Origin of the sequence: Mycobacterium innocens (assembly GCF_900566055.1) — a bacterium.
In the GTDB taxonomy this organism is placed as follows: Bacteria; Actinomycetota; Actinomycetes; order Mycobacteriales; family Mycobacteriaceae; genus Mycobacterium; species Mycobacterium innocens.
On sequence record NZ_UPHQ01000008.1, the window covers coordinates 1 to 20,901 of the forward strand.

16 protein-coding genes are annotated in these 20,901 nt (G+C 67.4%); 6 read left to right on the plus strand and 10 right to left on the minus strand.

Annotated features, from left to right (window positions below; genetic code table 11):
* On the plus strand, nucleotides 1-2,406 hold a 2,406-nt coding region (locus EET03_RS01220; RefSeq protein WP_122508710.1), incomplete at its 5' end, for a winged helix-turn-helix domain-containing protein.
* Nucleotides 2,407-2,433: 27 nt separating this feature from the next.
* On the opposite strand, the gene EET03_RS01225 is transcribed toward EET03_RS01220, so the two are convergent.
* The 6 genes from EET03_RS01225 to EET03_RS32860 all read right to left on the minus strand — a co-directional run bounded on the left by EET03_RS01225 (nucleotide 2,434) and on the right by EET03_RS32860 (nucleotide 10,200).
* The gene (locus EET03_RS01225) at nucleotides 2,434-2,766 is read right to left on the minus strand and encodes a GNAT family N-acetyltransferase (protein WP_063470379.1); all 333 of its coding nucleotides are present in this window, start codon (nucleotides 2,764-2,766) and stop codon (nucleotides 2,434-2,436) included.
* Nucleotides 2,767-3,142: 376 nt separating this feature from the next.
* The gene (locus EET03_RS01235) at nucleotides 3,143-4,588 is read right to left on the minus strand and encodes a lipase maturation factor family protein (protein WP_075542166.1); all 1,446 of its coding nucleotides are present in this window, start codon (nucleotides 4,586-4,588) and stop codon (nucleotides 3,143-3,145) included.
* Nucleotides 4,589-4,662: 74 nt separating this feature from the next.
* Nucleotides 4,663-5,424, minus strand: a complete 762-nt coding sequence (locus EET03_RS01240) for a glycerophosphodiester phosphodiesterase family protein (RefSeq protein WP_075542167.1) — start codon at nucleotides 5,422-5,424, stop codon at nucleotides 4,663-4,665.
* Between the two features lies 1 nt (nucleotide 5,425).
* A complete protein-coding gene (locus EET03_RS01245; protein ID WP_099193898.1) occupies nucleotides 5,426-9,646 on the minus strand; it encodes an alpha-(1->3)-arabinofuranosyltransferase in 4,221 nt (1,406 codons plus the stop codon).
* Between the two features lie 55 nt (nucleotides 9,647-9,701).
* On the minus strand, nucleotides 9,702-9,875 hold the full coding sequence (locus tag EET03_RS01250; RefSeq protein WP_064774890.1) for a DUF2613 domain-containing protein: 174 nt from the start codon (nucleotides 9,873-9,875) through the stop codon (nucleotides 9,702-9,704).
* A gap of 67 nt (nucleotides 9,876-9,942) precedes the next feature.
* Nucleotides 9,943-10,200, minus strand: a complete 258-nt coding sequence (locus EET03_RS32860) for a DUF2613 family protein (RefSeq protein WP_075542169.1) — start codon at nucleotides 10,198-10,200, stop codon at nucleotides 9,943-9,945.
* Nucleotides 10,201-10,307: 107 nt separating this feature from the next.
* Between EET03_RS32860 and EET03_RS01260 the strand changes: the two genes are divergently transcribed.
* The 3 genes from EET03_RS01260 to EET03_RS01270 are packed head-to-tail and all read left to right on the plus strand — an operon-like array spanning nucleotide 10,308 to nucleotide 13,451.
* The gene (locus tag EET03_RS01260) at nucleotides 10,308-11,483 is read left to right on the plus strand and encodes a glycoside hydrolase family 3 N-terminal domain-containing protein (protein ID WP_075542170.1); all 1,176 of its coding nucleotides are present in this window, start codon (nucleotides 10,308-10,310) and stop codon (nucleotides 11,481-11,483) included.
* Nucleotides 11,484-11,540: 57 nt separating this feature from the next.
* Nucleotides 11,541-12,179 carry a TetR/AcrR family transcriptional regulator gene (locus EET03_RS01265; RefSeq protein ID WP_075542171.1) on the plus strand — a complete coding sequence of 213 codons (639 nt, stop codon included), beginning with the start codon at nucleotides 11,541-11,543 and terminating at the stop codon, nucleotides 12,177-12,179.
* Nucleotides 12,180-12,188: 9 nt separating this feature from the next.
* On the plus strand, nucleotides 12,189-13,451 hold the full coding sequence (locus EET03_RS01270) for a chloride channel protein (protein ID WP_075542172.1): 1,263 nt from the start codon (nucleotides 12,189-12,191) through the stop codon (nucleotides 13,449-13,451).
* A gap of 3 nt (nucleotides 13,452-13,454) precedes the next feature.
* Here EET03_RS01270 and EET03_RS01275 read toward each other — a convergent pair whose 3' ends face one another.
* Nucleotides 13,455-14,297, minus strand: coding sequence for a MaoC/PaaZ C-terminal domain-containing protein (locus EET03_RS01275; RefSeq protein WP_075542173.1), 843 nt, complete (start codon nucleotides 14,295-14,297; stop codon nucleotides 13,455-13,457).
* Nucleotides 14,298-14,314: 17 nt separating this feature from the next.
* Nucleotides 14,315-15,679 carry a 3-oxoacyl-ACP reductase gene (locus EET03_RS01280; protein WP_075542174.1) on the minus strand — a complete coding sequence of 455 codons (1,365 nt, stop codon included), beginning with the start codon at nucleotides 15,677-15,679 and terminating at the stop codon, nucleotides 14,315-14,317.
* A 102-nt stretch (nucleotides 15,680-15,781) separates the two neighbouring features.
* Between EET03_RS01280 and EET03_RS01285 the strand changes: the two genes are divergently transcribed.
* Nucleotides 15,782-17,176 (plus strand): acetyl-CoA C-acetyltransferase, encoded by a 1,395-nt coding sequence (locus EET03_RS01285; protein WP_425271489.1) that lies wholly within the window; start codon nucleotides 15,782-15,784, stop codon nucleotides 17,174-17,176.
* 296 nt (nucleotides 17,177-17,472) lie between these two features.
* On the opposite strand, the gene EET03_RS01290 is transcribed toward EET03_RS01285, so the two are convergent.
* On the minus strand, nucleotides 17,473-19,308 hold the full coding sequence (locus EET03_RS01290) for an acyl-CoA dehydrogenase (RefSeq protein WP_099193899.1): 1,836 nt from the start codon (nucleotides 19,306-19,308) through the stop codon (nucleotides 17,473-17,475).
* Between the two features lie 497 nt (nucleotides 19,309-19,805).
* On the opposite strand from EET03_RS01290, the gene EET03_RS01295 reads away from it, so the two are divergent.
* Complete coding sequence (locus EET03_RS01295; protein ID WP_075542177.1) at nucleotides 19,806-20,294, plus strand: flavin reductase family protein; 489 nt, start codon at nucleotides 19,806-19,808, stop codon at nucleotides 20,292-20,294.
* Between the two features lie 100 nt (nucleotides 20,295-20,394).
* Here the strand turns inward: EET03_RS01295 and EET03_RS29765 are convergent, their stop codons facing one another.
* Nucleotides 20,395-20,550: a hypothetical protein gene (locus tag EET03_RS29765; protein WP_167470566.1), complete on the minus strand. Its 156-nt coding sequence runs from the start codon at nucleotides 20,548-20,550 to the stop codon at nucleotides 20,395-20,397.
* Between the last annotated feature and the right edge of the window lie 351 nt (nucleotides 20,551-20,901).

Genomic DNA, 20,901 nt, shown 5'->3' on the forward strand with positions numbered 1-20,901 from the left:
GTGGCTCCCTCGGCGGTGTCGGCGTGGCTCCGGTGTCCCGCCGCACCGCCGACGCCGACGACGAAATACCGACCGCCGGTTCCGACCCGATCGCTGGTCGTCCGTAACCGGCTGCTCGACGTGTTGCGGGCGGGCGGACGGCGACGGCTGGTTCTGATCCACGCGCCCTCCGGTTTCGGCAAGAGCACGCTGGCGGCCCAGTGGCGCGAGGAGCTTTCGCGGGCCCCGGTCGGGGTAGGCTGGCTGACCATCGACGACGACGACAACAACGTGGTGTGGTTTCTGGCGCACCTGCTCGAGTCGATCCGGCAGGCTCGCCCGGCGCTTGCCGCGTCGCTGGGGCAGGTGCTCGACGAGCACGGCGACGACGCCGCCCGATATGTGCTGACCGCGCTCATCGACGAGATACACCAGAATGACGACCGGCTGGTGGTGGTCATCGACGACTGGCACCGGGTGTCGGATACCCAGACCATCGGCGCGCTCGGTTTTCTGCTCGAGCGCGGCTGCCATCATCTGCAAGTCATCGTCACCAGCTGGTCACGTGCCGGACTACCGGTGAGCAAATTGCGGATACGCGACGAACTCGTCGAGATCGACTGTGAGGCACTGCGGTTCGACGTCTCCGAGGCGCGATCGCTGCTCAACGATGTCGCCGGCCTGCGGCTGCCGGATGGTGACGTGCGGGCACTGACCACCTCGACCGACGGATGGGTCGCCGCGCTGCAATTGGCGGCGTTGTCGCTGCGCGGCGGCGCCGACGCCGGCAGCCTGGTGAGCCGGATGTCCGGTGCGAGCGAAATGATCGGCGATTTCCTCGCCGAGAACGTGCTGGACAGCCTGGAACCGGAGCTGCTCGAGTTCTTGCTGGCGACATCGATCACCGAGCGCACCTGTGGTGGGCTGGCGTCCGCGCTGGCCGAGGTGCCGCGCGGGCAGGCAATGCTGGAAGACATCGAGCAGCGCGGCCTGTTCCTGCAGCGAATCGACAAGGACCCGAACTGGTTTCGCTATCATCACTTGTTCGCCGAATTCCTGCGCCACCGGCTCGAACGTGATCACCCCGACCGGGTAGACCAGCTCCATCGCGTGGCTGCGGAGTGGTTCGCCGAACACGGCCACCTCAACGAAGCCGTCGACCACGCGCTGGCCTCCGGCGACGCCGCGCGGGCGGTCGACCTGGTCGAGCAGGACGAGACCAACCTGCTCGAGCAGTCGAAGATGACGACGCTGCTGGAAATCGTCAAGAAACTGCCGCCGCGATTGGTGGTTTCGAGAGCGCGGCTGCAGCTGACCCTGGCGTGGACGAACGTTCTGCTGCAACGGTTGGCGCCCGCCGCCGCGGCGCTGAAGTCATTCGAGACGGCCCTGGAGCGCGCAGACCTCAGCGATGTGGCGCGGGCAGATCTGCGGGTGGAGGCCGACGTGCTGCGCGCAGTCGGCGAGGTCTTCGCCGACAGGGTGGACGCCATCGATCATCTGGTTGCCGAGGCACTGGCACGGCCGGACAGCTTCCATCCGCGGGTGGGCGGCGTGGCGGGAAGCCTGGCGGCGTTCGCCGCAGTCCACCGTTTCGAGTTCGACGCCGCGAATCGGTTGCTCGCGTGGGCGCAGCCCTACCAGGAGATGATGGGTCCCTTCGCCGGCGTGTACGCACATTGCTTCGGCGGCATCGCTGCCAGGTACACCCTCGACATTCGCGGCGCCCTGAAGAATTTCCGGGAAGCCTACGAGCTGGCCGCGACTGCGGGACCGCACTCCTACGCGGCACGGCTCGCCAGCGCCCTTCTCGGCGAATTGCTATACCAGACCGGCGAATTGGCCGAGGCCACCCGTCTGCTGGACGAGGGCTACCAGCTGGAGTCCGAGGGTGCCGGAGTCGACATCATGATCGCCAGATACGTGACGGGTGCAAGAGTCAAGGCAGTGCAAGGAGATCGCGATGCCGCGATCGATCGCCTCACCGATGGGATGGCGGCGGCGGAGCGGCTGCGGCTACCGCGGCTGGCGGCGGCCGTCAACAACGAGCGAATCCGGCTGGGTATCGCGATCCCGCAGGAGGTCGCGGTGCGGTTGTGCGCGACCCGCACCATTCATCAGCCTTCCCGGGGCGACGGAATCGCCACGATCATCGCCGAACTCGACGAGGACTCCGGTATCCGCCTGTTGTCGGCGAGCGACTCGGCAGACGATCAGGAGCAGGCATGCCGGCGTGCCGCGGAGCTGCTGGCCGGAATCGACGGGGCGCGACGGCCGTGGGCGGCATTGGGTGCGCAGCTGCTGCTGGTCGAAACACTCAGGGCGACAGGGAAAATCGACGACGCCGATGCCCTGGCTCCCGCGGTCGTCGCGCGCTGCCGCGAACATGGGCTGTCGGGGCTGCTTACCGACGCGGGACTCGGCTGACGAATTGCGCCGAACTCAAGCCCGGGCTCAAGCCCGAGCTCGCACCGCCGCATGCGCCTGCGGAGTGATCGGGTCGAGGATGTCGTCGTAGTCGTCGTGTTTGTCAACGTAGGCGGCGACGAACGGGCAAATCGCCACGATGCGCTTTCCCGCGGCGCGGGTGTCTGCCAGCGCTGCGGCGATGAGCCTGTTTGCCAGGCCGCGCCCGGCGAATTTGTCGTCGACTTCGGTGTGGTAGAAGATGCGCTGGCCGCCGGTGTCGGCAGTGTCGACATAGGCGGTCAGCCCGGCCCGCACGCCGTCGGCGCTGATCTCGTAACGCTTGTTTTCGGTGGCGTTGGTGACGGTCGGTTCGGTCATAACCCCTCTATCCGGTCGGTTGGTGCGGTATTTTCGATGACGCAAACTCCAGGGCTTGTAGTAGCGACGCTACCGCGGAGCTGCCCCGCGACGGCCGGGCAACCGATATGCAGTTGTCCGCCAACGAGGAAACGGACCTCGCTGGTTCGGCGGTTCGGGATGTCGACACAACCGTGGACGTGGCCGGATGTGCAGCGACACGACGAATGTCATCCGTCGACCGTATCGATAATCCCGTGACGACGGCGGAAGCCGGGGACCAGCGCGATGCCTCGTTGTCGCGGATAGACGGGCATGGATGTCCGCCGACGGAGAAACAGGTGTGGCGCAAGTGACTAACCAGATGGTCACATTCGCCGTGATGTCATTCGACCCCTCACCCGGGCGGTGATTCGGCTTTCCCAAGTGTCATCGGCCGCACGTAGCCACCCACCAATGTGCGATGCCACCAGGCGTGGTCGCGCCGCAGCTCCGGAAAAGTGGTGAAGCGATACCGATAAAGCTGAGCACGCACGTATCGCGGCGGTGCATCCGGAAACGGGTTGCACCGCAACAGCTTCAGCGTCGGCCGATCGTTGCGCAACAGCCGCGTCAGCAACGGTGTCATCCAGGGCAAGGCGTAGCCCGGAGATATTGCGGCAAACCACATCAGCCAGTCAAGGCGAAGGTGGTAGGGCGCCCATTGCCGCGGTAATCGGCGCACCGAGCCGGGTTTGCCCTTGAATTCGTACTCTTTCCACACCGTGTCGCCGGTGATCTCTTCCTCGGCGGTTCCTTCGATTACCACCTCGTGGCGGGTGCGGCTGATGCTGCCGAATGCGCCGTAGGTGTTGACCAAATGAAAGGGGTTGAACGACATGTTCATCCGCTGCCGGGTGGACAGCATGTTGCGTGCCGGCCAGTAGCTCAGAATCAACACCGCCGCGGCGAACACGAACACCAGGGCGGTGAACCACAGCGGCGGCCCGGCCAGCGCGGGTTGCGCAGGTACCGGCAGCACCGCCGGCAGCGATGCCTGGTCGACGGCGCTGCATGCCAGCAGGATCGTCAGCCAGTTGAGCCAGGAGAAATTTCCCGACAACACCAACCACAGCTGGGTGACGACGATGACGGCCGCGGCAATGCTGGCGACCGGCTGCGGGGCGAACAATCCGAACGGCACGACCAGCTGAGCAAAATGGTTGCCCGCCACCTCGATACGGTGCAGCGGCTTGGGCATGCGATGGAAGAACCAGCTCAGCGGCCCCGGCATGGGTTGCGTCTCATGGTGGTAGTACAGGCACGTGAGGTTGCGCCAGCACGGGTCACCCCGCATCTTGATTAGTCCCGCGCCGAACTCGACCCGAAACAGCAGCCAGCGCACCAGCCACAGCGTCAGAATCGGCGGTGCCACCCGGGCGTTGCCCAGGAAGATCATCAGGAATCCGGTTTCGAGCAGCAATGATTCCCAACCGAATCCGTACCACAACTGGCCCACGTTGACGATCGACAGATACAGCACCCACAGTGTGAGCCACATCAGCATGGCGGCCCACAACGGGACCAAGTCGGCCAAACCGGCGATGACGGCCGCCGACAACAGGGCGCCGAACCAGCACCCGCCGGCGAACAATCGGTCGGAATAGCGGAGGTGAAAGATGCTCGGTGTTCGCCAGAAGGACCTGCCAGAAACATATCGTGGCACCGGCAGCATTCCCTGCTCTCCGATGAGCGCCCGGAACTGCAGCGCGGCGGCAACGAACGCGGTCAGGTAGATGACCGCGGCGCCCCGCTCGAGCACCATTCTGCCCAGCCAGTATTCGGGTGCCGAAAACCATCCCATGGCAGTACTCCTCGGACGGTGACCGCGTATCCAGTTAACCAGTCGGCAAACCGGTAGCCAACAGTGCCGGGCCCCTACCACTCTCCCCGGGAGGTCAGCACCTCACGGAGCAGGTCCGCGCGATCGGTGATGATGCCGTCCACGCCGATGTCGAGAAGCGCATGCATGGCCGTGGGGTCGTCGATCGTCCAGGCGTGCACCTGACGTCCGGAAGCATGCATGGCCCGCAGCAACGCCGGCGTGATCACCGGCACGCCACCCAGCCGCGGCGGCAACTGCACGCAGTCGCTGTCGCGCAGCAACCGCTGCGCATCCGCCCGCCGGCCCGCCGACCGGGCCGCCATGAACGCCATGAACGCACCCGTACCCGCTGCACTGGCAACCCGCCGGGTGAGCAGACGCACGGCCCGCTGGCGACGCCGGTCGGAAAACGACGCGATCAGCACCCGGTCGTGCACCTTCAACCGCTCGATGACCTCGACGGTCGGTTCGATGGCCGACTCTGCCTTGATGTCGATATTGACCCGCGCGTCCGGGAAGGTGACAAGTAGTTCTTCGAGCGTCGGAATCGGTTCTCCGGAGCCCAGATCCGCCGCACTGGCCTGCCGCCAGGACAATTGGTCGATCGCACCCGGGGCTCCGGACGCGAGCGGGAGCCGGCGGTCGTGCAGGATCACCGCGACGCCGTCGCGGGTGGCGCGAACGTCTGTCTCGAGGTAGCGAAACCCGAGCTTCACCGCCTCATGAAACGCCGCCATGCTGTTCTTGGGCAGCCTGAACGAGGTAAAACCCCGGTGGGCCATGGCAATTGGCCCGGGGCTGCGAAAGAACTCCACGTCAAGTCTCCTGTTCGGAGTCCCGCCCGGGACTCCTATCCCTGGCCCGCATCGACACCGATGCGGCCAACACCGCGAGCGAAATCAGCGCCAGCAGTTGGACACTGGCCGAATGGCCGGCGTAGCCGTCCACCGAGCGCCACGGATGACGAGACAATACTGCCCCGGCCAGAATCAGACCACCCGCGCTCAATCCGACGGTGATCCGGTCGAGCAACCGTTCCCGGTCGCGCAATACATACCGCAGCCCGAAGGCGGCGCCTACCACGGCAACTCCCGCTGCACCGGCAATCGCCGCGCCGGCCGCCAGCACCGCGACCGCCGCCAACGGCCCGGGTATCCAGGGGTGTACGGCCGCATGGCCGAGGTCCTGCCCTCGCCGCCGCCAGAGCGCGAGCAGGGCCAGCACCGGCAGCAACGTAAGTCCGAAAGCCAGGCCCGATCGATACACCGAGTTGGGCGCGAAGGTGAGGGTGATGGTGCCGGGATCACCCGCGGGCACCACCCAGCCCTGCTGCCAGCCATTGACCGCGACCGCAGTAAGCCGGGCTCCGCTACCGGTACGCGCCACCCAGCCGGGGTTGATGCTTTCCGGTATCACCAGCACTCGCGAGGTTGCCGAGGCCAGCGCCCGCACTTCCCGACGGCCCGGGCCCCACACCCCGGTTGCTGCGGGAACCGTTGTGGTGGTCGGTAATTCGGCTGCTTCCGGAGCTGTCAGCTGGACACCGTCGACAACGAATTCCGCTCCCGGGCTGATCAACAGCTCCTGCGGGCCCGGCGGCAGCGAGATGGGCTCGCGTTCGCACGGCAGCGCGGCAACCGGTTCGGCGTCCAGCAGCGCGCCCACCGTGGTACGAATCGACGTGTGCACGAAGCGGCCGGCCACCGCGATGACCGGGCCGTGCTCACAGTCGACGGTGATCTGTCGGGATCGGTTCCGCACGGCGTCCGCGGGGGCGATCGGACTATGGTCGGCCCCGAGCGCGGTCACCTCGGCCAGCCCGGGAGGCTTGAGTTGGTCGAAGCCCAGCGCATTGCGGTCGATGATGTCTTCCCAGTCGAGCAGGCTGATGGTGACCGTGTCGGTGACACGAGGGTGTAACGACAGCGTCTGCGGCTCGCCGTCGCGATTGACCGCACGCACCTGGGGCCCGTCGCCCAGGTCGACGGCCACCATCGTCGGATGGGCGGGCAACGCCGACCGGCCGGGCAGCAGCCGCAGTCCGGCCACCTCGGTGGGTCGCGGCAGGCTGAGGGTCAGCGTCGGCGGCGACTTGTACTGCACCGCCCGCTGCGGTGCGGTCCATGCGGTGGCGGGGTCGCCGTCGGTGGCGGCGTAGGCCGAGCCCAGGACGTCGAGCACATCGGAGTCGCCGTGAGCGCGGGTGGTGTCCGGCTCGGCGATCAGATCGGCAAGTTTGGGCCCCTGCCTGGGCCGCACCCACACCGTCGGGGTCACCGTCGTCGGGCGCGGCACGGTGAGCGTGCGGCTGAAGTTGACGGGCTCCTCGGGCGCCAGGGCCATCGACGCGGCGCAGCGCACGCTGTCGGGCGCCGGCGCGCAACCCGGCCTGCCCAGCAGTTCGGACCCCAGGTCCCAGCGCGCGATCGTCGAATCCGCCGGCGGCCCGGGTACCGACACGGTGTGGTGCAACTGGACCGGGTGGGCGAACCCGGACGCGTCGTACTGGGTGATCGCCAGATCGGTGATACCGAACTGCACCCCGGCAGACCCGTCGTCGGTGGCTGCCGCGGTGACCCGCACCCACGGCGTTTCGCCGTAGGGTAGCGCCGCGGTGAGCGGCTTTCCCGCCTCGTCGAACCGCAGGGTGGTGCTGCCGGTGGCGGTCTCGACCAGGATGCGCCGGATCTGCGCGCCGACGGCGGTCGCACTCGGCGTCAAGGTGATGACGGCGTTGGCCACCGGATGATCGAAGTCCACCTGCAGCCATTGCCCGACGGCGGCCTGCAGTGCGTTGGACACCCAGGCGGTCGCCGAGTCGCCGTCGATCGCGGCCGCCGCCGAGGTGGCCGGGGCGACGTCGGGCATGGCGGTGGAATCCGCCGACGAGCTCGACACCGTGACGCGGCCGCCGGTCCACCCCCCGTACACCAGGTCGGCGCCGGGTACCGGATAGTCGGGCACCCGGTTGTAGGTGTGCCGAGCGTCCCCGGGCGCCCGGATCGCCGAGGAGTGCTGATCCACCCGGCCGTAGTCGGTTTCGCGGGCCACCGGGGTGTCGGTGACGGTCACCAGGGGTGCCGGCAGGCCGGCCGCGCGGGCATCGGCCGTCATCAGCACCGGACCCGGCCCCGGTTGACCCGACAGCCGCCGACGCTCGTCGAGACGCAGCAGCACCTCGGGCCCGCCGTCGACGCGCAGCACAGAGTCGGTGTCGACGAAGTAGGGCCCCCCGGCCGCAACCGACTCGCCCACTCGGTATATCTCTACAGCGGGATAGCGGGGCCGCAGTCCGCTGTCGCTGACGAACCCGGCCAGCGAACCGGGACCCACCGGCGAGCCGAACTCCGCCACCTTCTGCAGCCCCGGTGAGCCGGCGATAGCGCGGTGCACCAGGATCGGGCGTGCCGAGCGCGACGTCTCGGGGTCCAGATCGTTACGCAGCACCAGATATGAAATGCCTTGGCGGGCAAGGGTATCGGCCAGGCCGGCCGATGGGCGTCCGGCCGCGAGCAGGCGTTGCACCGAGTCCAGCGCCCGGATGGTCTGCGGCGGGGTCAGCGGGATGGAGTCGCGTACCCCCCACGGGCTGCTGCCCAGCACCTGCAGCGGCTCGTCGTGGCTGGTGCCCCACACCTGGGTGGCGAACGGCGCCCCCGGCACCACCAGCACCCGCCCGGGCGTCGGTGTCCCGGTGCTGTGCGCGCTGAGCCAGTCGGCGGCCTCCTGCCAGTACCGCGGTATCGCACTGAAGGTTCCCGGAGGGGTGAGCCGCCCGGCCCAGGCGAGCGAGGTGCTGACCGCCAGCGCGGTGAGCACGACGATTCCGACGGCCACCCGCTTGTCGCGCTCGGGGTGCGCAACCGCGCGAAGCCACTCCGACCTGGGTGCGCTGCCGGGCAGCGGTATCCGGCCCAGCAACCCCGCGATGCCCAGCGCCAGCGGCAGCCGGATCACCGGCCCCAGCTTGTGCACGTTGCGCAGCGGGGTGCCGCCCGCGTCCAGAAACCCCTGCACCTGGTGGGCCAGCGGCGAGCCCAGCCCCCCGCTGTAGCCGACGGCCAGCAGCACCACCCCGACCAACAGCATCGTCACCAGCCGGCCGCGGGCCGGCATCGCCGGGCTGGCCAGTCCGGCCAGCCCGGCCGCCGCCACCAGACACGTGCCCAGGATCGCGACCGACCCGGTCACCAGCGGCGCCCCGGCGGTCGCGTCGGGCGCCACGAACGGCGTCCAGCTGTCGGTGCCACGCAACACCTCCACCAGCGACGACCACTGCGTCGTCACGCCAGAGGATTCGATGAAGTCCAGAAACGGCGGACTGACCCCGCGCAGCTGACTCAGCGCCACCACCCACCACAGCGTCGCCAACACCAGCGCCACCAGCCACCACCCGGTATAGCGCCACCACAGTCGGTTGGGCCGGTGACAGGCCAACCAGATCACCGCGGGCAGACAACCGGCCAGCGTTGCGATGGCGTTCACCGCACCCATCAGCGCCGCCGCCACACCGGCCCGGGCCGCCAGCGCCCGTACCGATCGGCCCGACGTGCCCCGCAGGGCCAGAATCGTCGGCAGCAGCACCCAGGGCGCCAGCATCATCGGCAGGGTTTCCGACGAGATCGACCCGAGCGTGGTCAGCACCCGGGGTGACAGCGCAAACGCCGCCGCCCCGATCACCCGCGATGCGCGGCTACCGATGCCCAGCGCCTCGGCGACCCGCAGCAGCCCCCAGAAGCCGACCGTGAGCAGCACCGCCCACCACAGCCGTTGGGTGATCCACCCCGGGATTCCCAGCAGATGGCCGGTCAGGAAGAACGTCCCGTGCGGAAACAGGTAGCCATATGCCTGGTTCTGGGATTGGCCGAACGGCAGCTCGCTGTTCCACAGGTTCGTCGCGCGCGCCAGGAACCGCAGCGGGTTGGCGGTGAGATCGAGTTTGGTGTCGGGGGAGACCCGACCGGGGGATTGAGCGAACGTCAGCGTCAGCGACACCGCCCCGACCAATAGCAACCACCGGCGGGACAGGGGCGTCACCGGCGGGTCTGCTGCAAGCGCCGCCGCGCTGACCTTCGAAGCCGACGCCGCCGGGCTAGCTACGGTTGCCGTACTCGACCCGGTTGAGCACTGACGACGACGGATCGCCCCCGGGTAATGGCGGCTTCGTGTCCTGCTGCACCATCAGGGTGACACCGAAGATTGCGGCCGCGCCCAGCAACAGACCAACCACCACGCTCGCGGCGGCGGGCGCGACGATCCGGTTCATCGTTAGCTCCTTGAGGCGTGACGTCATGGCTGAAAAAAACTTAGCGCCAACCTAGCAGAACGCGGTCTCATGGCTGTCGGGAGCGATCGTCGGGGCGCGGCGCGACGTTCAGGCATGGTGACGTCTCGCCGCAGGGCGGCGGGCAATAGTCGCCAGAACAGCGGTCGCCGTACTGCACCACGCTCGACACCGCCGGAGCCGGCACGCCCTGCCCGGGGGCCACACTGCTGCCCTGCACGAGCAGTGTCACGCCGACGGTCGCCGCGGCACCCATCGACAGGCCGGCGGCGATGCTGGCCGCCGCCGCCAGCATGAACCCGGGCATAGAGCTCGTCCCTGCTTTTACGGGGTCGTCTTACGGGGTCGGTCGACAACGTAACAGTGGTTGCCCCCAGACCCGGCGCCGAAACACCACCGTGACAGCATGTCCAGATGGCTTTTCCGCGCACATTGACGGTGCTTGCGGCCGTCTCGGTGCTGGTGGCCGCCTGCAGCCACGGCGGCACCCGGACCGGATCGTCGTCGACGACGGCGTCGAGCACGCCGCCCGGCCCGCCCCCGGTCGCCGCTCCGGCACCACGGGTGTGTGCCGACCCGACGGCCGTGCCGGCGTCGTTGTCCACCCGCGACAAGCTGGCCCAGCTGCTGATGGTGGGGGTGCGTGACGCGGCCGACGCCAAGGCGGTGGTGAGCACCTATCGCGTCGGCGGCATCCTGATCGGCAGCGACACCGACCTGTCCATGTTGAATGGCCCGCTGGCCGACCTCGCCGCCGGCGCCGGCCCGCTGCCGCTGGCCGTCGGCGTCGACGAGGAAGGCGGCCGGGTGTCGCGGTTGCACTCGCTGCTCGGCGGCAGAGGACCGTCGGCCCGGGAGCTGGCCCAGACCCAAACCGTTGCGCAGGTCCACGACGTGGCGCTGGAGCGGGGCCGGCAGATGAGGAAGCTCGGTATCACCGTCGACTTCGCGCCGGTGGTCGACGTCACCGACGCCCCCGACGACACGGTGATCGGGGACCGCTCGTTCGGTTCGGATCCGGATAAGGTCACCGCCTACGCCGGCGCATACGCGCAGGGGCTGCGCGATGCCGAGCTGCTGCCGGTCCTCAAGCACTTCCCGGGCCACGGGCGCGGCTCGGGCGATTCGCACACCGGCGGGGTGACGACGCCGCCGCTGAGCGAGCTGGTGGCCAGCGACCTGGTGCCCTACCGCACCCTGCTGACCCAGACCCCGGTCGCGGTGATGGTGGGCCACCTGCAAGTTCCCGGGTTGACCGGCAGCGAACCGGCCAGCCTGAGCAAGGCCGCGGTGGACCTGCTGCGCACTGGCACCGGATACGGTGGCCCTGCTTTCGGCGGCCCGGTGTTCAGCGACGACCTGTCCAGCATGGCTGCGATCTCGGACCGGTACGGCGTGGCTGAGGCGGTGTTACGGACCTTGCAGGCCGGCGCCGATATCGCATTATGGGTCACCACCAAAGAGGTGCCCGCCGTCCTGGACCGGTTGGAACAGGCGTTGGCTGCCGGCGAATTACAGATGCCCGCGATCGACGAATCGGTGGTGCGGGTGGCCGCGATGAAGAACGTCTCCCCCAACTGTGGTCATTAGCTGACCCCGCGTTGCTTACCCTAGAGTCGGATTGACCGGCTGGAGGGGTGCACGGCAATGGCAGGTGGTACGAAGCGGCTACCGCGTGCTGTCCGCGAGCAGCAGATGCTGGATGCCGCCGTGCAGATGTTCTCGGCCAACGGCTATCACGAGACCTCGATGGACACCATCGCCGCCGCGGCGCAAATCTCCAAGCCGATGCTGTACCTGTACTACGGCTCCAAGGAAGATCTGTTCGGCGCCTGCCTGAACCGTGAGATGAACCGGTTCATCGACGCGCTGCGCGCCGACATCGACTTGACTGTGAGCCCAAAGGACTTGCTGCGCAACGCCATCGTGTCGTTCCTGCGCTACATCGACACCAACCGGGCGTCGTGGATCGTGATGTACACCCAGGCCACCAGCTCGCAAGCGTTCGCCCAGACGGTGCGCGAGGGACGTGAGCAGATCATCGAGCTGGTCGCCGGGATGCTGCACGCCGGGACTCGCAGCCCGCGCTCCGACGCCGAAATCGACATGATGGCGGTTGCGTTGGTAGGGGCGGGAGAGGCGGTGGGGACCCGGCTCAGCGTCGGCGACATCGACGTCGACGAGGCGGCCGAGATGATGATCGACTTGTTCTGGTACGGCCTCAAGGGCGCGCCGGCGGAGCGCGACACCGGCCCGAACCTGGGTCCCAACTTCGCCACAGGCTAGATTCGTGCGGTGCCTAACCGGCCGGCCCGCCCCAACCTCGACTTTTTCTGCGCGGTGATCATCGCGGGCCTGCTGGCCGGGCTCGCCGGTTTGTCGACGACGGTGGTGCTGCGCTTCGTCGAACACCTCACTTACCACTACAATTTCGGCTCGCTGCTCGACGGGATCACCGGCAGCAGCCCGGTCCGGCGCGCGGTGGGGCCGATGGTCGGCGCCGCGCTGGCGGGACTGGGCTGGTGGATCCTGCGCCGCAGTACCAAGGTGCCGCCGCTGGCCGGAACCATCGCTCGGCATGATCCGATACCGCCGGTGTCGTGGAGCATCGACGCCGCGCTTCAGATCGTGCTGGTGGGCTCTGGAGCCTCGCTCGGCCGCGAAGGCGCGCCACGCCAATTCGCCGCTGCCCTCACCGATGTCGGAACCCGATGGCAAAGGCGGCTGTCACCCGGCGATCGGGAGATCCTGCTGGCGTGCGCCGCCGGGGCCGGGCTGGCGGCGGTCTACGCCGTACCGCTGGCCGGGGCGCTGTTCGCCCTGCGGATCATGCTCAACACCTGGCGGTTGCGGGCGGTGGGTGCGGCGCTGATCACGTCCAGCCTGGCCGTCGCGATCGGTTCGGCCGTCACGCATGACCGCCCCGAACTCGACTGGCCGCGTGCCGAATCGACGTATCTGCTCAGCGCGCACGGATTGTTGCTGGCGCCATTCGCGCTTGCGGTGGGTTTGACGTTCAACCGGATCATGGCCGCTGCTCGGCCGCGCACCCTACTGCGGTCCTGGAAGCTGATCCTCGCTCTGGCGGCTGCGGGGTTGCTGACCGGCATCTGTTCGCACTGGTGGCCCCAGCTGCCCGGAAACGGCAAGAGCATTCTGACGGTCAGTCTGGCCAGCGGGATGACGCTGTCGTCGGCGGCCGTGATCTTGGTGCTGAAGCCGTTGCTGACCGCCCTATTCCTGCGTGCCGGCGGAGCCGGCGGGCTGTTGACTCCCTCGTTGGCCACCGGCGCTGCGGCGGGGTCGCTGCTGGTGCTGACGCTCAACGCGGCGACCGGAACGCACCTGCACGGACCGGTGATCTCGCTGGCCGGTGCCGCCGGCGTGCTTGCGGTCACCCAGGGCTCGCCCACCTGGGCGGCGATCTTCGTCTGGGAGCTGGCCCGGCCACCGATTTGGATGCTGGTGGTCTTTCTGGTCACCGCGGTCGGCGCGGAAGCGCTGAAGAGGCTCGCTGTCGGCCGCCGGCTCCCGCACCTCGACCATCGCGCGGGCTGATCGCTACAGCGGCCGCAAAGTCCCGGTCAGATGCGGATACCCCTTCGACATGTTGCGCAGCGTCAGGTCCCAGCCGTTATCGGCTTCGTCGATGTAGACGCCGACGCTGGCCGGCAGCAGCACCGGCTTGCCGAACCGCACCGAATAGCGCACCGCGTCCGGCAGCCGGGCCTCGATGTTCGCCAAAACCGCCGCGGCGCTGAACATTCCGTGTGCGATGACGGTGGGGAAGCCGAACAACCGCGCCGCGATCGGATTGGTGTGGATGGGGTTGTGATCTCCGCCGACGGCCGCATAGCGACGGATTCGGGCCGGCGTGATCCGCAGCAGGGCAGACGCCGGAGGGAACTTGGGCTGCTTCTGCGGCGGCGGTTTCGGTTCGCCGGACAAGCTGGTGCGTTGCTGATGCAGGAACGTCGTCACCTGCTGCCAGGCGAGCTCGTTGCCGACGCTGATCTCGGTCACCAGGTCGACCAGCAGGCCCTTGCGATGCTCCCGGAGGTTTTCGGCGTGCGCCCGCACGCCGACCGTGTCGGTCACCGCGATCGGTCGGTACCGGGTGATGTGGTTCTCGGTGTGTACCGATCCCATTGCGGCGAAAGGGAAATCGAAACCCGTGACCAATGCCATCACCGAGGGAAACGCCAACGCGAACGGATAGGTCAACGGAACGTCGTTGCCGTAGCGCAGACCGGTGACCGCCGCATAGTCGGCCACGTTGGTGTGGTCGATCCGAAGCTCCTCGACGGTCACCGTCCGGGTGGGCAGCTGGCCGCCGCGCGGCACCATGGGCAACGCCCCCGCCGCCGCGCGGAGCATGTTTCTTAGGCCGCTTGGCTGGTTCACCGAATCCTCCTAGCCGCTCAAGCGCCAATCATGGCTTGGCCGCAGACCCGAATAACGTTGCTGGTCACCGCATTTGACGCCGGGCTGGCGAAATAGGCGATGGTCTCGGCCACGTCGACGGGCTGCCCGCCCTGCATCAGCGAGTTCAGCCGCCGGCCCACTTCGCGGGTGGCCAGCGGGATGGCCGCCGTCATCTGGGTTTCGATGAACCCCGGTGCGACGGCGTTGATGGTGATGCCCTTGTCGGCCAGCTCCGGCGCCAGCGCCTGGGTGATGCCGATCATGCCGGCCTTGGTGGCGCCGTAATTGGTCTGCCCGCGGTTGCCCGCGATGCCGGCGATCGACGACAACCCGACGATCCGTCCGCCCTCTCCGATGCTGCCGTTGCCCACCAGGCCCTCGATCAACCGAAGCGGGGCAAGCAGATTGACGGCGATGACCGAGTCCCAGCGGGCGTCGTCCATATTGGCCAGCAGCTTGTCCCGGGTGATACCGGCGTTGTTGACCAGGATGTCGGCCTTGCCGCCGTGGTGGTCGCGCAGGTGCTCGGTGATCTTGTCGACGGCGTCGCCGGCGGTGACGTCCAGCCACAGCGGCGTGCCGCCCACGCTGCTGGCGGTCTCGGCCAACGCCTCCTCGGCGGACTCCACGTCGATCGCCACCACCCGGGCGCCGTCGCGGGCGAATACCTCGGCGATCGTCTTGCCGATGCCGCGGGCAGCGCCGGTCACGATGGCCACCTTGCCGTCGAGCGGGCGGTCCCAGTCGGCCGGCGGTGTGGAATCGGCCGCCCCGACATGGAACACCTGACCGTCGACGTAGGCCGACTTGGCCGACAGGATGAACCGCATGGTCGATTCGAGCCCGGTGGCCGCCGGCTTGGCGTCGGGCGACAGGTACACCAGCGCTACCGTGCTGCCACTCCGCAACTCCTTGGCCAGTGACCGGGTGAAGCCCTCCAGCGCGCGCTGCGCAATCCGTTCGTGGGTGTCGGCGATCGCCTCGGGAGTGGTGCCCACTACCGCCACCCGTGCGCAGGCGCCCAGATTGCGCAGCAGCGGCGTGAAGAATTCGTGCAGTTTCTTAAGCCCGGCCAGGTCGGTGATGTCGGTGGCGTCGAAGACCAGCCCGCCGAACGAGTCGGCCCAGCGGCCGCCGAGATTGTTGCTCACCACGTCGTAGTCATTGTCGAGGGCGGCGCGCAGCGGCTCGACCACCCGGCCGTCCCCCCCGATCAGCAGCGATCCGACCAAGGGCGGATCTCCCGGTCGATACCGGCGCAGCGTCTCGGGTTGCGGGACACCGAGTTGCTTGGCCACGAACGATCCGGGTCGGGAGCTGACAACCTGCGAGAACAGATCGGACGAGAGCTTGGGAGCCACAGAGCTGCCTTCCGTGTCGGGTATGTGTTGCTATAAGCAACCGTAGCGAGGACGAACTTACTTGAGAGTAAGAACAGTGGGTAGTATGACCTGCAACGGCTGATGCCCAAAAATCCGCAAGGCCTCCCGAAAATACCGAAGAACCCGCAGATACCCGGAGAACGCAAAGTGCCCGCAGCTGCTCAACAGAATTCCGAGTCCAAGCGTCGAGTCGCCGTCCTGGGCGGCAATCGCATTCCCTTCGCCAGGTCCGACGGCGCTTACGCCGACGCGTCCAACCAGGACATGTTCACCGCGGCGCTGGGTGGACTGGTAGACCGGTTCAACCTGCGCGGTGAACGCCTGGGTTTGGTGGCCGGCGGCGCGGTGCTCAAGCACAGCCGCGACTTCAACCTGATGCGCGAGTGTGTGCTGGGCTCGGAGTTGTCGCCGCACACACCGGCCGTCGACCTGCAACAGGCCTGCGGCACCGGCCTGCAGGCCGCCATCGTCGCCGCCGACGGGATCGCGGCCGGTCGTTACGAGGTGGCTGCTGCCGGCGGCGTGGACACCACGTCCGACCCGCCGATCGGCCTGGGTGACGACCTGCGCCGGAACCTGCTGAAGTTGCGCCGGTCCAAGTCCAATGTGCAGCGATTGAAGCTGCTGGGCAGCCTGCCGGCCAACCTCGGTGTGGAGATCCCGGCCAACAGCGAGCCGCGTACCGGGCTGTCCATGGGAGAGCATGCGGCCATCACCGCCAAGCACATGGGCATCAAACGCGTCGACCAGGACGAGCTGGCCGCAGCCAGCCATCGCAATATGGCTAACGCCTACGACCGTGGATTCTTCGACGACCTGGTCACGCCGTTCCTGGGGCTGTACCGCGACGACAATATGCGGCCCGACTCCAGCGCCGAGAAATTAGCCACCTTACGCCCGGTTTTCGGGGTGAAGGCCGGCGATGCGACGATGACGGCGGGTAATTCGACTCCGCTGACCGACGGCGCCTCCGCCGTGTTGCTGTCCAGCGAGCAGTGGGCGGCCGACCATTCGCTGTCACCGCTGGCCTACCTCGTCGACGCCGAGACCGCGGCCGTCGACTATGTCAACGGCAGCGACGGCCTGCTGATGGCGCCCACCTACGCCGTGCCGCGTCTCCTGGCCCGAAACGGGTTGAGCCTGCAGGATTTCGACTTCTACGAGATCCATGAGGCGTTTGCTTCGGTGGTGCTGGCACACCTGCAGGCGTGGGAATCCGAGGAGTACTGCAAGCAGTGGTTGGGCCTTGACGCCGCGCTCGGCGCGATCGATCGTTCCAGGCTCAACGTCAACGGTTCGTCATTGGCTGCCGGTCACCCCTTCGCCGCGACTGGCGGGCGGATCCTGGCTCAGGCCGCCAAGCAACTGAGTGAGAAGAAGGCGACCGGCAAAGGCGGCTCGGGTAAGCCCCTTCGTGCGCTGATCTCGATCTGCGCGGCCGGTGGCCAGGGCGTAGCCGCGATCCTGGAGGCCTGACTCCGGTCGGTCCAAAGTCCGCGAAACGAAAAGATTTGGCGGCGGGTTTATTACCCGGAGCCGATGGGTAATTGTTAGCTCGGGTAGCCCCGCGTTGTGGTCTGACCCCCCGACCCCGGCCGCAGCGCGGGGCAATCCGTTGGTCGGCCGCCGGTCGGCAGTCCTTAACGACGGGCGTACGAAAAGGGCCGCCGCTGGAGCGAGGGGATCCAGCGGCGGTCTTTTCCGGATGCCCCACAGACGCAGGTCCCCCGTTTCAACGAGGAAACGGGGGATCTGGCTGTTGGATGGGTAGGTTAGAAGGCAGCCTCGTCGAGCTCCATGATGTCGTTGTCCAGGGTCTCGATCACCTCGCGGGTGCTGGTCAGCAGCGGCAAGAAGTTCTTGGCGAAGAACGACGCGACCGCGACCTTGCCTTCGTAGTAGGCGCGCTCGTCGCCGGCGGCACCCGCGTCGAGAGCCGCCACTGCCACCGCGGCCTGACGCTGCAGCAACCAGCCGATGATCAGATCACCGACGCTGATCAGGAAGCGCACCGAACCGAGGCCCACCTTGTAGAGGCTGGTGACGTCCTGCTGAGCGGCCATCAAGTAGCCGGTCATCGCGGCCGCCATGGCCTGGACGTCGGCAAGCGCCTTGGCCAGCAGCGCCCGCTCGGTCTTCAGTCGGCCGTTACCGGACTCGCTGTCGACGAACTCCTGGATCTGGCCCGATACATGGGCCAGCGCCACACCCTTGTCCCGGACGATCTTGCGGAAGAAGAAGTCCTGCGCCTGGATGGCGGTGGTGCCCTCGTACAGGGAGTCGATCTTGGCGTCCCGGACGTACTGCTCGATCGGGTAGTCCTGCAGGAAGCCGGAGCCACCGAGGGTCTGCAGGCTCTCGGTGAGCTTGGCGTAGGCCTGCTCGGAACCCACACCCTTGACGATCGGCAGCATGAGGTCGTTGACCTTGGCGGCCAGCTTGGCGTCCACGCCGTGCACCACCTCGGCGACCGCCGCGTCCTGGAACGTCGCGGTGTAGAGGTAGAGCGCACGCAGACCCTCGGCGTAGGCCTTTTGAGTCATCAGCGACCGGCGCACGTCGGGGTGATGCGTGATGGTTACCCGCGGCGCGGTCTTGTCGGTCATCTGGGTCAGGTCGGCGCCCTGCACGCGTGACTTGGCATATTCCAGCGCGTTGAGGTAGCCGGTCGACAGCGTTGCGATGGCCTTGGTGCCGACCATCATCCGGGCCTGCTCGATGACCTCGAACATCTGCGCAATGCCGTTGTGTACCTCGCCGACCAGCCAGCCCTTGGCGGGCACACCGTGCTGGCCCAGCGACAGCTCACAGGTCGCCGACACCTTGAGACCCATCTTGTGCTCGACGTTGGTGACGAATGCGCCATTACGGGCACCGAGCTCGCCACTTTCCGGGTCGAACAGGAACTTCGGCACGAAAAACAGTGACAGCCCCTTGGTGCCCGGGCCGGCACCCTCGGGACGAGCCAGCACCAGGTGAAAGATGTTCTCGAACAGGTCGCCGGAGTCCCCGGAGGTGATGAACCGCTTGACGCCGTCGATGTGCCAGGAGCCGTCCTCCTGCTGGACGGCCTTGGTGCGTCCGGCACCCACGTCCGAGCCCGCGTCCGGCTCGGTGAGCACCATCGTCGATCCCCAGCCGCGCTCGGCGGCCAGCACGGCCCACTTCTTCTGCTCCTCGGTGCCGAGGTGGTAGAGGATGTTGGAGAAGCCGCCGCCGCTGGCATACATCCACACCGCCGGGTTGGCACCTAGAAAGTGCTCGTGCAGCGCCCAGACCAACGCCCTGGGCATCGGCATCCCGCCCAGGGCCTCCTCGACACCGGCCTTGTCCCAGCCGCCGTCCATAACCGCGCGGACGGAATCCTTGAACGCCTCAGGCAGCGTCACCGAGTGCGTCTTCGGGTCGAATACCGGCGGGTTGCGGTCGCCCTCGACGAACGATGCGGCCACCGGTCCCTCAGCCAATCGGCTGACCTCGACCAGCATCTCCCGGGCGGTGTCGACGTCCAGGTCACTGAACTCGCCCTTGCCCAAAGCCTTGTCAACGCCCAACATCTCGAACAGGGTGAAAACCTGGTCGCGGACGTTGCTCTTGTAGTGGCTCACTACGGTCCTCCTCGTTGAGAATGCCACTTGCGGTTGGGTACTAGGTCTAAGTTACCCACCAGTAACACCGCTAAAATATATCGGCGGCGTAGTTGTACGCAAGTAAATGTGAGCTACATTTCACGTGCGAACCAACCAACCGGTTGGATCCACCGTGTGGGCATCCCCGGCAGGCCCTGCTACCTGCGACGATGATGCTCACTATGGCGAACGGGTGTCACGGCGTTACCGGTAGTGAGATCTGCAGACCCCGACCGGTCACCGGCACAGCGCCCTGCGCGAGACCGCCCATCAGATGGGCTTCTATGTGACCGGCCAGAGTGTGTCCGAGAGCTCGTGAGCAGGGATTCTGGAGGCGGCGCGGCGGCAGTCCGCAGTGCCGCAGGCGGACAACGACCCGGATGCGGCATCCCGGTACGGATACGTCCGGCGATATCGCGCCGGGTAGTGTCGGCTGCGAGAAATCCGTCCTCGGCTCGAGGGGCGAATGAAGTCCGGTGAATTCACACAGCAACCTGACACCGTCCTCACTGCGTGAGGCTTTCGGACACTTCCCGTCCGGGGTGGTGGCAATCGCCGCCGAAATCGACGGGATCCGGGAAGGCCTGGCTGCAAGTACCTTCGTTCCCGTCTCACTGGACCCGCCGCTGGTGTCGTTTTGCGTGCAGAACATTTCTGCAACGTGGCCCAGACTCCAGGTTGCCCCGATGCTGGGCATCAGTGTGCTGGGCGAAACTCATGACGAGGCTGCACGCACCCTGGCCGCCAAGACCGGGGATCGGTTCGCCGGGCTCGAGACGGTGTCCAGCGACAGCGGCGCGGTCTTCGTCAAGGGCACCAGCCTGTGGCTGGAGAGCGCGATCGAGCAACTGATCCCGGCCGGGGATCACACCATCGTCGTCCTGCGGGTCAATCAGGTCACCGTGGATGCCGACGTCGCACCGATCGTTTTCCACCGCAGCGTCTTTCGTCGGCTCGGCGTCTGAGCGCTGCTCGGCTCACCTCGGTGATCGAGCCGGTGGTCAGGGGGCCGGCACGGCACCTGCGAGGGGCCGGGCCTGCGCGGCAGCTCGCCTCAGCTGGCCGCTACGGGCGCTCGGCCAACTCGTCCCGAAAGCCCTGGATGCGGCCCTCGATTTCGGCCGCGTCTTCATGTCGCCCTTCTTTGTGCGCGAGTTCCGCGCGCACCGACAACTCCCTGATTGCGGTGCGAATGTCGTTAATGCTCTTGGTTTCCCGCATCATTTCTCCTGCCTTTCCGGCTGCGGGCAGGCTTGACCCGACGCCACGCATAGGGGAGGGGTACCCGATGCCGCTGTCGGCCTAACGGCCGGAGATCAGTCCCCGAACCGCTGATATAGATCGGGGTGGTCCTTCACAAACGCCTCCGGAGGTGTCAGGAAGGGATCTGTAAGTGATTCCTTTTTGAGGTCCGTGTGTTGGCGCACGCGGGTTTCCTGACACGTCCCCGGAGGTGTTGTTATGTCTGTGCATCTTGCCCCAGTCACGTTGTCCACGATCGTCGTTGCCGTCGATGTCGGCAAGACCTCGGCGGTGCTCTCGGCGACCGATAGCGCCCGTCATCGTGTGTTC